This is a genomic window from Litoreibacter sp. JB4-2, assembly GCF_055693445.1.
In genome coordinates this window covers 1,346,365-1,358,941 of the sequence record NZ_CM146334.1, presented here as the reverse complement: position 1 = coordinate 1,358,941, position 12,577 = coordinate 1,346,365, and the positions used below count along the sequence as shown (strand labels likewise).

Annotated in this window: 14 protein-coding genes; 9 read left to right on the top strand and 5 right to left on the bottom strand. The window is 60.9% G+C overall.

Annotated elements, in window-relative coordinates:
* The first annotated feature begins 36 nt into the window (after nt 1-36).
* Both ACZ1G7_RS06825 and ACZ1G7_RS06820 read left to right on the top strand, forming a co-directional pair.
* Nucleotides 37-1,533, top strand: a complete 1,497-nt coding sequence (locus ACZ1G7_RS06825) for a pentapeptide repeat-containing protein (protein WP_472663064.1) — start codon at nt 37-39, stop codon at nt 1,531-1,533.
* A gap of 159 nt (nt 1,534-1,692) precedes the next feature.
* On the top strand, nt 1,693-2,409 hold the full coding sequence (locus tag ACZ1G7_RS06820) for a VPLPA-CTERM sorting domain-containing protein (protein WP_472663063.1): 717 nt from the start codon (nt 1,693-1,695) through the stop codon (nt 2,407-2,409).
* A gap of 85 nt (nt 2,410-2,494) precedes the next feature.
* On the opposite strand, the gene ACZ1G7_RS06815 is transcribed toward ACZ1G7_RS06820, so the two are convergent.
* Complete coding sequence (locus tag ACZ1G7_RS06815; protein WP_472663062.1) at nt 2,495-2,773, bottom strand: hypothetical protein; 279 nt, start codon at nt 2,771-2,773, stop codon at nt 2,495-2,497.
* The gene (locus ACZ1G7_RS06810) at nt 2,770-3,216 is read right to left on the bottom strand and encodes a hypothetical protein (RefSeq protein ID WP_472663061.1); all 447 of its coding nucleotides are present in this window, start codon (nt 3,214-3,216) and stop codon (nt 2,770-2,772) included. Before ACZ1G7_RS06810 ends, ACZ1G7_RS06815 begins: the two co-directional genes overlap by 4 nt.
* Nucleotides 3,217-3,338: 122 nt before the next feature.
* On the opposite strand from ACZ1G7_RS06810, the gene ACZ1G7_RS06805 reads away from it, so the two are divergent.
* Nucleotides 3,339-5,279 (top strand): AsmA family protein, encoded by a 1,941-nt coding sequence (locus tag ACZ1G7_RS06805; RefSeq protein ID WP_472663060.1) that lies wholly within the window; start codon nt 3,339-3,341, stop codon nt 5,277-5,279.
* A 125-nt stretch (nt 5,280-5,404) separates the two neighbouring features.
* On the opposite strand, the gene ACZ1G7_RS06800 is transcribed toward ACZ1G7_RS06805, so the two are convergent.
* Nucleotides 5,405-5,977, bottom strand: a complete 573-nt coding sequence (locus tag ACZ1G7_RS06800; RefSeq protein WP_472663059.1) for a GcrA family cell cycle regulator — start codon at nt 5,975-5,977, stop codon at nt 5,405-5,407.
* A 182-nt stretch (nt 5,978-6,159) separates the two neighbouring features.
* Here ACZ1G7_RS06800 and ACZ1G7_RS06795 point away from each other — a divergent pair, with 182 nt between their 5' ends.
* The 3 genes from ACZ1G7_RS06795 (at nt 6,160) to argF (ending at nt 9,332) form a co-directional block, all read left to right on the top strand.
* Nucleotides 6,160-7,038 carry a DMT family transporter gene (locus ACZ1G7_RS06795; protein WP_472663058.1) on the top strand — a complete coding sequence of 293 codons (879 nt, stop codon included), beginning with the start codon at nt 6,160-6,162 and terminating at the stop codon, nt 7,036-7,038.
* A 213-nt stretch (nt 7,039-7,251) separates the two neighbouring features.
* Nucleotides 7,252-8,430, top strand: coding sequence for an acetylornithine transaminase (locus ACZ1G7_RS06790; RefSeq protein ID WP_472663057.1), 1,179 nt, complete (start codon nt 7,252-7,254; stop codon nt 8,428-8,430).
* On the top strand, nt 8,427-9,332 hold the full coding sequence (gene argF / locus ACZ1G7_RS06785; RefSeq protein WP_472663056.1) for an ornithine carbamoyltransferase: 906 nt from the start codon (nt 8,427-8,429) through the stop codon (nt 9,330-9,332). The genes ACZ1G7_RS06790 and argF overlap by 4 nt, the downstream gene beginning before the upstream one ends.
* Here argF and ACZ1G7_RS06780 read toward each other — a convergent pair.
* The gene (locus ACZ1G7_RS06780; protein WP_472663055.1) at nt 9,307-9,750 is read right to left on the bottom strand and encodes a MarR family winged helix-turn-helix transcriptional regulator; all 444 of its coding nucleotides are present in this window, start codon (nt 9,748-9,750) and stop codon (nt 9,307-9,309) included. The two genes, argF and ACZ1G7_RS06780, sit on opposite strands and share 26 nt — an antisense overlap.
* Before the next feature lie 109 nt (nt 9,751-9,859).
* On the opposite strand from ACZ1G7_RS06780, the gene ACZ1G7_RS06775 reads away from it, so the two are divergent.
* The 3 genes from ACZ1G7_RS06775 (at nt 9,860) to ACZ1G7_RS06765 (ending at nt 11,904) form a co-directional block, all read left to right on the top strand.
* Nucleotides 9,860-10,489: a class I SAM-dependent methyltransferase gene (locus ACZ1G7_RS06775; RefSeq protein WP_472663054.1), complete on the top strand. Its 630-nt coding sequence runs from the start codon at nt 9,860-9,862 to the stop codon at nt 10,487-10,489.
* A gap of 56 nt (nt 10,490-10,545) precedes the next feature.
* Nucleotides 10,546-11,247, top strand: coding sequence for an RraA family protein (locus ACZ1G7_RS06770; protein ID WP_472663053.1), 702 nt, complete (start codon nt 10,546-10,548; stop codon nt 11,245-11,247).
* Nucleotides 11,248-11,388: 141 nt separating this feature from the next.
* Nucleotides 11,389-11,904, top strand: coding sequence for a fasciclin domain-containing protein (locus ACZ1G7_RS06765; protein ID WP_472663052.1), 516 nt, complete (start codon nt 11,389-11,391; stop codon nt 11,902-11,904).
* A 137-nt stretch (nt 11,905-12,041) separates the two neighbouring features.
* Here ACZ1G7_RS06765 and ACZ1G7_RS06760 read toward each other — a convergent pair whose 3' ends face one another.
* On the bottom strand, nt 12,042-12,518 hold the full coding sequence (locus ACZ1G7_RS06760) for a PaaI family thioesterase (protein WP_472663689.1): 477 nt from the start codon (nt 12,516-12,518) through the stop codon (nt 12,042-12,044).
* Nucleotides 12,519-12,577 lie beyond the last annotated feature (59 nt).

Here is a 12,577-nt window from a genome sequence, read left to right as displayed (position 1 = left end):
TGATGGGCGGATATTGATGCAAGGATTTTACAGAGTATGGCCGAGTTAAAACCCGCCAATGAAAACCCCTGGTATGTGCTGTCGACGCTTTTTGGCGAATATACCGATGGGTATGATTCTGATTTAGCTAAGAAAAATATCGCGCTTTGGAATATTTGGTCCTGTCAGGCGCTTTCGGATGATCAGCGGAAAACGCTTCGCGACAGCGGGGCGGCGGTACCAAGTAGGGCGGCGTGGGTCCAACGAAAGACGGAGATTGAAAAGCGTTTTACCGCAGAATTTTTGCGCCGCAACGGGGAGGGGTTTGATGTCCCAAAGCTGCCGAATGTGGATCAGTTTGTGAACCTAAGCAAAACAGCCTTCTCCCATACATCTGTATGGGAGAAGGCTGTTTTCACGCAGGCCGCCAATTTCCGCTCCGCCACCTTTGAGCAGACCGCCTATTTCCGCTCTGCCACCTTCGAGCAGGCCGCCTCCTTCAGCTTCGCCACCTTCGAGCAGAACGCCTTTTTCAGCCCCGCCAAATTCGCGCAGGTCGCCTATTTCGACTCCACCACCTTCGAGCAGGCCGCCTCTTTTAGCGACGCCACTTTCGAGCAGGCCGCCTCTTTCAGCTCCGCCACCTTCGAGCAGGCCGCCTCTTTCAGCTCCGCCACCTTCGAGCAGGCCGTGGTTTTCAGAGACGCCACCTTCGAGCAGGCCGCCTATTTCCGCTCCGCCACCTTCGAGCAGGCCGCCTTTTTCAGCTCCGCTACCTTCGAGCAGGCCGCCTCTTTCATCTCCGCCACCTTCGAGCAGACCACTGATTTCCGCGCCGCCACTTTTTCTGGCGTTGCGCGATTTGTGGGAACCAAATTTGGTGTGGAGGATGTCGATAGCGCGATTTGCCAAGTTTATTTCAGTGACGCCGTTTTTGAAAAACCTACGAGTTTTCGGCGTGCGGTGTTTCAGGATCGCTATCCCGTTTTTGCAGGGACAGTGTTTCACGAAAGGACGCAAGTTACGGCCAAGGCGATGCATTGGCCGCGGATCGCGCAGCCTGACACGGAGGCCGCGAAGGAGACTTGTGCCACATTGCGCCATGTGGTGGCCAAGCAAAGCCTGCCGGAGGATGAGTATTTCTTCTTTCGGCGAGAGATGCAGTTTGCGGGAAAGACCGGACCGTTTTTGGCGCGGGCTGTCTATTGGTTTTACGGATTCTTTTCAGATTATGGGCATTCGATTTCGCGGCCTTTGATATGGCTTAGCGGGCTTTGGGTTGTGGGTTTTGTGATCTTCCAAGGGTGTGTCGCGGATGACGTGTTTTGTCTGATTAATCCCCCGCAAAACCGGCTGCTTTCGACGAGCGATGCAGCCGGGTTGTCCTTTGCAACGATGTTCAAGTTTTTTGGTTTGCAGGGGCTCTACTTTACGGAGGTCCTAAAAGCCTTTTCGCCCAGCATGAAGGTTTTCGCCTCCGTCCAGACAATCGCGAGCTTCATATTGCTCTTCTTTCTCGGCCTTGGCCTGCGGGCGCGGTTTCGGTTGCGGTAGGGGCGGGGCAGGCGGTTGCGTGAACCGGTGGGCACGTGGTTCCCGCCCATTTGACGTTAAGTCATGCTCTGGTTTGAAGACAAAAGTGGATTTTTCCCCTTTGTTTGCCGCGCTGCAGCGGCGATATTACGGGCAAATGTAATTTATGGAGTCTTCGAGATGTTTAAGACCTCTCTCCTCGCGGCCGGGTGTGTTGCCGGTCTGACGGCGGCCTCGCAGGCGGCTGTGTTTGATTTTAACGACGCGGCGTTCCTCGACACGACGGTGGGCAGCGTGACAACCAGCGATGGCACGATCACAGCGAGCCTGACCACGAAACGCAACGCGGGCAGCGCGAAAAACCCAAATCTGGTGGCTGGTATTGCCGCGATTTTTGACACTGAGAACCCGAATAACGGTCTGAGCGGCAGCAATGGCGACAACGACCTGACGGAAGGCGCAAGTGTCAATGTGAACAGCGATTTCACCGGCTCTGGCTTTGGTGGCGCGTTGATCATTTCGGAAACCGGCGCGACCGCCGGGGTTGCTCTGTCGCCAGCTGATGACAACGGCTCGGGCGGGACGATCATGTTTGATTTCGGATCGACCCTTGTGAACCTGCTGAGCTTTGACATTCTGGACGACGCGACCCTGACCGTGATCTCCAACGGCGTGTCGGTGACCGAACAAGTGACGACAAATGGCGGGTTCGGCACAGGGTTTGACCTGTCCGCGCTGACCAACGTGTCCTCGGTCACGTTTGATTTTAACGGCGCCTCGGGTGCGATCGACAACTTCGCGGTTGAAGCGGTCACAGCCGTGCCGGTTCCGGCGTCGCTGCCACTGCTGCTGGCCGGTTTGGGCGGGCTAGGCCTGCTGCGCCGCCGCATGTCCTAAGCGCTGGTTTTCGCTGGGCCGGTTTTGATCGGGCCAGTTGCAAACGGATTTTGACACCCTTCCCTCGCGGGGAGGGTGTTTTTCGTCATGGAGCTGCGAGGCCGCGCAGCGTTTGGGCGTGATCTGGCGGGACCGCGTCGGGGCGCCAAGTGGTGGTGGCCGGATCGGTATCGCCCAAAGCCGCAAGCAGCGCGAGCGCCGCCGCGTAGGCGCCAAGCGTGCTTTGGTGGTGCCCGTCGGGCGCATAAAGCGCGGTGATGCCCGCCCCATGCGCCTGCTGCCACAGCTGCCCCGCGCGGGCGACGGTTCCGCCCGTGTCGCGGGCAAGGCGCGTATAGGCGGTGTCGATCCACGCGGTGGTCAAACCGGGGAACAGGCGTTTTTCCAGCCGCGCGGCGGCCAGTGGGCGTAAAACACCAGCTCCGCGCCCTGGGCCTTGGCCGCGCGCGACAAGGTGAGGGCCGCGCGGCGCATGGTGTTGCGGCGATGGGGCGAAAAGCTCATCCAACTGGCATCTTGCAAGACCACCACATCCCAGCCGCCTTGGGCGATGATGCGAAGGGCGCGCGGCGTGAGCTCTTGCAGGGTGGCGCCGTTGCGGGTGACGCGTTCGGTGTGGTAGCGGATGGGCGGCGCGGCGCTTTGGCCCAATGCGTGGATCATCGCGGGGATGTCCTGTCGCGCGGTGTAGGAATTGCCGATGAAGAGGATGCGGCGCGCCTGCTCCTGTGCGCTGAGCGGCAGGGCCAGCGTCAGGCCCAGAGTCAGGCACAGCGCCAGCAGCGCCCCGCGGACCAGATATAGCATCACACAATCTTCCCCAATTTCTGCCCCCAAACATGCCATGCAGCGCTTTGCGGGTCAAAGGGGATGACTTGGCCGCGCGCGCGCCCTAGCATGGCGGAAAAAGAACAGGCGGAGCGGGCCCGATGCGGTGGATTTGGCGGATAATTGCGACCTTAGTGGTGCTGATCGTGGTGGCGATTGGCGCGATTTTTCTGATCCCGGCGGAGCGGATTGCGCGGATTGCGGAGACTCAGTTTGAGCAAAACACCGGGCGGGCGCTGGCAATCTCGGGGGGCGTATCGCCGACCATCTGGCCGCGTCTGGGCGTGGTGCTGGAGGGCGTGACGATTGCCAATGCCGACTGGGCGGGCCCGGCGCCGATGGTGGAGGCGGGCGCGATCAACGTGGCGGTGGGCGCCTCGGCGTTGATGGGTGGCGACGTGATTGTGGAGGCCTTTGAGGTGGACGCCCCGGTGATCCGGCTGATGCGCCACGAAGACGGGCGCGCGAATTGGGAGTTTTTGACCGATCTGGGCGGGGAGAGCGAGGCCGAAGACGGGCCGTCGCGGATCAATTCGGTCTCGCTGCCGAAGGGGACCATAACTGGTGCCAGCATCCTCTATGACGACCGGCAGGCGGGGGTGCGCCACAGTTTGGAGGCGCTGGACGCGACGCTGAGCCTGGACGATCTGGCAGGCGCGGCGCAGGTTGATGTCTCGGCGCTGATGGCGGGGCAAAGCGTGTCGCTGAGCGCCTCCGTCGCGGCGTTGCAGCCTTTGCTGGACGGGGGTGTTGAGACGGTCAGCGCCACGGCGACACTGGGCGAGAACACAGTGAGCTATGACGGCGCGGCGGGGCTGGAGCCGGTGCAGGCCAAGGGCGCCGTGGAAGGCCGGGTACGCGACTATGATGCGCTGTTTGCAATCATTGGCGGCACCAAGCCGCGGATCCCCGAGGGCATGGGGCAGCAGGTTGATTTTGCTGGGAATTTGACCGTGACGGGAGAGCAGGACGTGTTTCTGCGCGACGCCGTGCTGCAGCTGGACCAGAACCGGTTGGCGGGCGATCTGGACCTGAACCTTGGGGGCGACAAACCTGTGGTGACGGCGCGGCTGGCGGGCGACCGGCTGGATTTTTCATCGATGAGCACGGATGAAACCAGCGGCGACGGCGCGGCCAATGCCGGGGCTGGTGGCTGGTCGGATGCGCGGCTGGATGTGAGCGGGCTGGGCGCGGTCGACGGGCAGTTCACCTTCAAGGCGAATGCGGTTGATCTGGGCTCCATACAGCTGGGGGCCACGCAGCTGGGCGGTACGTTGGATCGGTCCCGGCTGGTGCTGCAATTCGAGCGCGTTGAGGCTTTTGATGGCAGCGTGACCGGGCAGTTTGTGGTGAACAATCGCAACGGCTTGTCTGTGGGCGGCGATATGGCCGCGCGCGGCGTCGTCATGCAGCGCCTGATGGCGGATTTCGTGGGCTTTGACCGGCTGATCGCAGATGCCGCACTGGATCTGCAATTTCTGGGCGTGGGCAGCACGATGGATGAGATCATGAAATCCCTGTCTGGGTCGGGCCGCATGGATGTGGGCGCGGGGGAGCTGTTGGGGCTCGATATTGCGGGCATGATCCGCAATCTGGACGCGGCCTATGTCGGCGAGGGATCAAAGACCGTGTTTGATGATATCACGGCGAGCTTTGAAATGGCGGATGGCGTGTTGCGCAATGAGGATCTGACCTTCACCTCGAAGCTGCTGACCGCGACCGGTGCGGGGGATGTGGATTTGGGCGGGCAGAGCATAGATTACCGCCTGATCCCGGTGGCCTTGTCGGGTGAAGACCGCGCGGGATTTTCGGTGCCGGTGAAGATCGCCGGGCCCTGGAGCGATATCAAATTCCGACCAGACCTGAAATATCTGGCCGATCAGGAGCTGGCGGAAGAGAAAGAGAAGCTAAAGGCGGCAGCAAAGGCACGGGAGGCGGAGCTGAAAGAGCAGGTCAGAGCGCGCGAGGATGAGATCAAGGAAAGTGCGAAGGACAAGCTGGAAGACGCCGCCAAGGACGCGCTGCGCAAACTGTTTGATTGATGTGATTCAAATGTGCGGCCTTATGGCCGCGCACGATATTTTGCGCTTTTGAAGGGGCCTTGCCCCTTCGTCGCGCGGGCAAATCCCCAGAGTATTTTTGACAAAACGAAGCGTATAGCCGCGCCTTAGCGGCGGCGGTCGCGCCGCGCTGACATCGGTTGGAAGGCGACGCCGACATGGGCTTCGCAATAGGGTTTTCCGGTTTGCACGGGCAGACCACAGAACCAGAAATCTTCTGTCGCGGGATCGCCAACGGGCCATTTGCAGGTGCGTTCGGTCAGTTGCATCACGCTGAGCTTTTTGGCCTTCTTTTCGACCTCGCGCACGGAGGCCAAAGCTTCCGGGCTGATTTCATTGGCGGAAGGTTGCGGCGGCAAAGGCTGACCGGCGGTCACGACCAGCTTGGGACGCGGGATGACTTTGGCGGGTGTTGTGGCGGCAGGCGCGGGTTTGGCGGCTGGTTCTGCGGCTTTTGGCTTCTCAGCCGCTGCGGGCTTGGCCTTGGGCGCTGCTTTTTCCTTGGCCGCAGGCTTTGCGCTGCCAGCGCCGCCGGAGCGGTTCGACAGGCCCAGACGGTGGACTTTGCCGATAACGGCATTGCGGGTGACGCCGCCAAGTTCCTTGGCGATCTGGGAGGCTGATTTGCCTTCGCCCCACATTTTTTTCAGTATTTCGACGCGATCATCTGTCCAGGACATGGGCTGCCTTTGCTTTTATAGAGCTTCAAACGACAAGACCGCCCCCAAATAAGGAGCGGCGGCTGATCGTTTAGCGTTAGAGGCAATTTAAGCCGATGGGCGGGCAGATTCAAGCGGTGATACTTGGCAAGGGGCGATGAAGCTGTCACTGGGGGATCAAATTCCAACAGTGTTGTTCCCCCATGACCCAACCCCATTCCGCCACGCGCCGCGGCATTATACTGATGTGCCTGGCCATGGCCGGGTTTGCGCTGGGCGATACGATGATCAAACTGGTCTCGTCCCAGCTGAGCGTGGGCTACATCCTGTTGCTGATCGGTCTGGGCGGTACGCCGGTTTTTGCGGCGATGACCTGGCGCGCCGGGCACCGATTGTGGAGTGCCGCGTTTTTTAGCCCCGGCGTTCTGGCGCGCAACGCCAGCGAGGTGGTGGGCACGATTTGCGTGGTCACGGCGCTGTCGATTGCGGATCTGTCGCTGGTCTCGGCCATCATGCAGGCGGCACCGATTTTTGTGACCTTTGGGGCCGCTGTGGTCTTGGGCGCGCCGGTTGGGCCGCGCCGCTGGGCGGCGATTGTTGTGGGTTTGGTCGGAGTTGTGATGGTGTTGCAGCCCGGTTTGGGACTGAGCTACGGCTTGTCACTGGCCTTGGCGGGCACGGTGATGCTGGCGGTGCGCGACCTTGCGACCCGGTTTGTGCCTGCGGACATGCCGACGCTGACGCTGGCCACCTACGGGTTTTCGATGCTGATCCCGACGGGGGCCGTGTTGATCGCGCTGGACCCGCATTGGCCCGCGATTGACGCGCGCGCAGCGGCTTTGCTGGGGGCGGCGATTGTGACGCTGGTGGTGGGCTATTACGCCGTCACCGCCGCTATGCGGGTGGGCGAGGTCGCCCTGGTCACGCCGTTCCGCTACACCCGGATCCTCTATGCGCTGGTGATTGGCTTTGTGGTCTTTGGCGAGCGGCCCAACCTTCTGGCGCTGTGCGGCGTGGCTGTCGTTGTGGGCTCAGGGCTGTTTATTCTATGGGCTGCTTGGAACCGGGCAGAAAAGGGCTAGACAGGGGCCTGCGGGTACGGGTAGGTGGCGTCACATGATCAACGCGACACATAACACGACCATGCGACGCCGACGCTAACCGCGTCCGCCTTTGATCTGCTGTGCGCCCTCTGCCCCTGAGCCTTGCGGGCTGCACATTCCAACTCTCAAATTGACACCACGCTGAAATTCCTGACAGTCGGGATTTCACTCTTGCCGTAAAGGACCGATCCGATGATCCCCTCCATTATGCCGACCTATGGCCGCGCGAAGATGACGTTTGAAAAGGGCGAGGGCTCTTGGCTGATCGAGCGAGACGGGACGCGCTACCTGGATTTTGGGGCCGGGATTGCGGTGACGGCTTTGGGGCATGCGCATCCCGAGCTGGTGCAGGTGGTGCAGGATCAGGCGGCCAGCCTGTGGCATACGTCGAACCTGTACAACATCCCCGCGCAAGAGCAGCTGGCCGATAAGCTGGTCGCCGAGACCTTTGCGGATACGTGTTTTTTCACCAATTCGGGCGCGGAGGCGATGGAATGCGCCTTGAAGACCGCGCGCAAATACTGGTCGGCGAAGGGCCAGCCGGAGCGGGTGAATATCATCACCTTCACCGGGTCTTTTCATGGGCGGACGCTGGCCACGATCTCAGCCGCGGCGTCGGAAAAGCTGACCGGCGGCTTCGGGCCACTTTTGCCCGGCATTATCAACCTGCCGATGGGCGACCATGACGCGTTGCAGGCGGCGATGGATGACACGATTGCCGCCGTGGTGGTCGAGCCGGTGCAAGGCGAGGGCGGGATCATCCCGTTGCCCGACGCCTGTCTGAAAGGGCTGCGCGACCTGTGCGACGAGACCGGCGCGTTGATGATTTGCGATGAAATTCAATGCGGAATGGGGCGCACCGGCAAGCTGTTTGCGCATGAATGGGCGGGGGTAACGCCGGACATCATGGCCGTGGCCAAAGGCATCGGAAACGGGTTTCCGCTGGGCGCCTGCCTGGCGACGGAAGAGGCGGCAAGTGGGATGACGGCTGGCACGCATGGGTCAACCTACGGGGGCAATCCGCTGGCTTGCGCGGTTGGTGCGGCGGTGATGGACCGGATCGCGGATGACGCGTTTCTGGCGGATGTGAACCGCAAGGCCGGGCTGATGCGCCAGAAACTGGAAGGGCTGGTCGCGGCGCACCCGGATGTGTTCGAACTGGTGCGCGGGGCCGGGCTGATGATCGGGGTGAAATGCAAGGTTCCCAATGGGGACGTGATTGCGGCGGGCTATGGCCAGCATATTCTGACCATTCCGGGCGGCGACAATGTGATCCGGATTTTGCCCGCGCTCAACATCTCGGACGAGGACATTGCCGAAGGCGTGGCGCGGCTGGACCGGGCGGCTCAGGATGTGGAGGCGTCGCTATGAGGCATTTCCTCGATATTCACACCACTGATCCGGCTGAGCTGCGGCGGATCATCGATACAGGTCGCGCCATCAAGGATGCGCGCAAAGGCAAGCCGAAGGGCGCTTTGGATCAGGACACGCCGCTGAAGGACCATATGGTCGCTTTGATTTTCGAAAAGCCGTCGACCCGAACACGTGTGTCTTTTGACGTCGGCGTGCGGCAGATGGGCGGGCAAACCATGGTGCTGTCTGGCACTGATATGCAGCTGGGCCATGGTGAGACGATTGCCGACACGGCCCGTGTTCTGTCGCGCTATGTCGACCTGATCATGATGCGTACGTTTGAGGAGGACACGCTGACCGAGATGGCGGAATATGCCTCCGTCCCGGTGATCAACGGGCTGACCAACCGCACGCATCCCTGCCAGATCATGGCCGATATCCTGACTTTTGAGGAGCATAGCGGCCCGATCAAAGGTAAGAAGGTGGTTTGGTCGGGCGACGGCAACAATGTCTTTGCCAGCTTCGCCCATGCGGCCAAACAGTTTGAGTTTGATCTGGTCTTCACCGGGCCGGAGCCTTTGGATCCGGAACGCGCTTTGGACGGGCTCTATTCAATTGAGCGCAACCCGCAGGCTGCGGTGGACGGTGCCGATTTGGTCGTCACGGACACGTGGGTGTCGATGCATGACCCGCAATCCGCGCGCGAACGCCGCCACAACCAATTGCGCGGCTATCAGGTGAATAAGGACCTGATGAGCCACGCCAAGCCGGACGCGCTGTTCATGCATTGCCTGCCCGCGCATCGCGACGATGAAGCGACGTCAGAGGTGATGGACGGCCCAAACTCAGTCATTTTTGACGAGGCCGAGAACCGGATGCATGCGCAAAAGGCTATCATGAAATGGTGTCTGGAGAGCTGAGCGTCGCCAAGGCACGCAGGTTCTCCTGCAAGTCGGCCAGACGGGCGGCGCCCAGATGGGTGCGGTAGTGTGCTTCGATTTCTTGTTTGACGTCGTTGCCTACGCGTAAAGTCTCAACCCCGGCCTCGGTCAGCGTGACCCGCTTTTGACGCGCGTCATTGGGGCTGTGGGTTCGTGCAACGATGCCGTCGCGTTCCAGCTCATCCAAAAGCTGTTGCACCGCTTGTTTTGATATGCCGAGCCGTTCCGGGAGGGCGTTTTGTGCGATGCCGCCAGGCCCAATCTGGCGAAAGACCGCGCCGCGAGCCTCTGCAATCCAAGCATAGCCCCGCGCGGCCATCTCAGCATCAAAGGCTTGCTTCCAATTTTGGGTGGCCTGCCAAAGATCCCATCCAATATGGTCTAGCAGAGGGGGCATCTTAGGGTTCATATTCGTCAACCTGCTTGACTATATTGAGGCGCATCGATATTCGTCAACTATCTTGACTAAATATCCAATCCCTTCAACCCAAATGATGGGAGGTCCCATGCAGGCCTTTCTTCCCGCCCGAAGCCTGAACGCTGCCTATGACCGTGCCTCTGGTCGTTGGCACCATAAATTGCGCTCCCTTGGATTTGTTGCGGCTTATCGCGAGCTGGCGGAGCTTGGGGTGGGGCGCAGTGGTCCGGCGCAGACAATGTTGGATGTGGGCTGCGGAACAGGAGCGCTGAGCGAGGCCTGGGTCGCGCAAGGCGGGCTGGCCGCTTCCGGACGGATTGATCTTCTGGACCCGTCGCCGCGTATGCTGGCGCATGCCGGTCATATGTTGCACGACCTGCGCCCGAACATGGTCGAGGGTGGCATTGGTTGTGATGCAATCGAGGCAGGGTTTTATGACGTAGTACTGTGCGCTCACGTGATTGAACACTTGCCGGACCCGATTGACAGTCTTGCTTGGATGAAGTCGCGGCTAAAGCCTGGCGGGCGTTTGATCCTTGCCGTCAGCCGACCGCATTGGTGCACTGCGCTGGTGCGCCTGAGATGGGGAAGCCGCGCGTGGCGGCCTGAACAGGTTTTGGAAATGTTGCGCGACGCGGGATTGTCGCAACCGCAGAGCCATCGGTTCTTATCCGGTCCGCCCTCCCGCCTGAGTTGCGGTTATATCGCCCAAAACTAGCTGGACGCCGTGCGACTTTCCTGTGACCTTCCTTCAATCTTGGGAGGACATAAAACATGATCGAAGATCCGCCACGGCTAAAGATTAATGGCACCCGCTTGCGCCCGACGGCTGAGCAAATCGCGGCATTCCAGGGGGTGCCAACGGGGTTTGTCGAGGACGCCTTGTTTGGCGGGGCGGCTATGGATGCGTCCATTGCGGCCATTGGGTTTGGGCGCGATATTGACTGCGTTGCCGCCGGGCCGGCGCTTACGGCGGATAACCGGCCATCCGACATCATGGGCACGATTGCGGCGCTCAACTTTCTGCAGGACGGCGATGTGCTGGTCGCGGGGTTTGGCGCGCATCAGGCGCATGCCGCCGCCGGGGACCGGGTTGCCGCGATGATCAAGAATTGCGGCGGCGCAGGGTTTGTGACGGATGGCCCGATGCGGGATTACGCGGGCATTGTGGAGGTCGGGCTGCCCTGTTGGTGCACCGGGCTGACGCCGGCCTCGCCCCATACATCTGGGCCTGCAACGGTTGGGCTGCCGGTGCAGATTGGCGGGCAAAACGTGCGGACCGGTGACATGATCGTGGCCGACCGCGACGGGGTTGTCGTGGTGCCGTTTGAGCAGATCGACGCTGTGATTGGCCGTCTGGACGCCGTGCGCGCGGCGGAGGAAGCGTTGGATGCGCAGCTGGCCGACGGGCTGAAATTTCCCGAAGGCGTGGCGCAGATAATCGAGGGCGATGACGTGGTCTATGTCAAAGGCTAGCGCCTACGTTTTGCGCATGGAGTTGGATTAAACATGTCAGGGCGATCACATTAAGTTTTTTGTGTGAACTTTACACACGCGGGCTCCGTAACCCTTTTTACATGCCGACTGGAGCATGCGTTATGAAAGGGAGACACCTTTATGAAGACCTTGATCAAAGCCGCCGTTATCGCTGCAACCGCCACGCTGAGCGCGGGCGCCGCACAATCGCAAACCATCGCTGAAATCGCCTCTGGCGATGAGCGGTTCTCGACCCTCGTGGCGGCTGTGGGCGCCGCTGGTTTGGTCGACACGCTCAACAGCGAGGGCCCGTTCACGGTCTATGCGCCGGTCAATGCCGCCTTTGATGCGCTGCCTGCCGGCACCGTTGAGACGCTGTTGCAGCCCGAAAACAAGGGCCAGCTGACCAATGTGCTGCTGTACCATGTCGATGACCGCAACCTGACGGCTGAGAAAATCCCGGCCGGATCCAACTACTTCAAGCCGGTTCTGGCCACAGAGCGTTTGTGCATCACCAAAGACGCCAGCGGTGTGTCGATCGCGGATGGCTCAGGCGAAAGCGCGAATGTTGTGATCGCCAACATCAAAGCATCGAACGGCGTGATCCATGTGATCGACAAGGTGCTGCTGCCTGGCAACCGCCCCGCTTGCCACTAAGCCAAAGTTCCAGTGATGCGGGCCGTCCTATTGGGCCCGCATCGGGCGTGCGGTGCTTGGTTTTGGGAGAGACCGATCCCCGCGCGTCACGGATGCGGCGTCTGGCCCCTCGGGCGCCGCATTTGTCTGATTGCCTGTCAGGGCGTCATGATGATGCAGGTGGTGGAGCCGGTGGCGTAAAGTTTGCCATTGTCCACGCCGCGTATTTCACCATTGGAAATACCGGTGGACCGCCCCGCATGTTGAACCGTTCCGGTGCAATCGACGAGCATGCCCTGTGGGATGGGGCGCACGATATTGAGCTTTAATTCCAACGTTGTATAGACTGACCCTTTGGGGACTTTGGTCATCACCGCGCAGGCGAGCGCACTGTCGAGGATGGTGGCGTACCAGCCGCCATGGATCGTGCCGACTGGGTTCATGTCTTCAAAACGCGGCGCCCCCCGAAAGGTAACGGTGCCGTCTTCAACCGCATGTAACTGAAAACCCAGCGTGCGCGCGATAGGGGCGGCGGGGATGCGCCCGTCCAAAATGCCGCGCATGAAATCGAGGCCTGACATCGACAAGACGGTGTCGCGGTCAGGCAAATCCTGTGGCGAATTCGCGAAAAGTATGTCGGTCAAACGCCTGCCTCCTAGCTGTACAGGGAAACGGTAGGAGGCAGGCGCCCGAG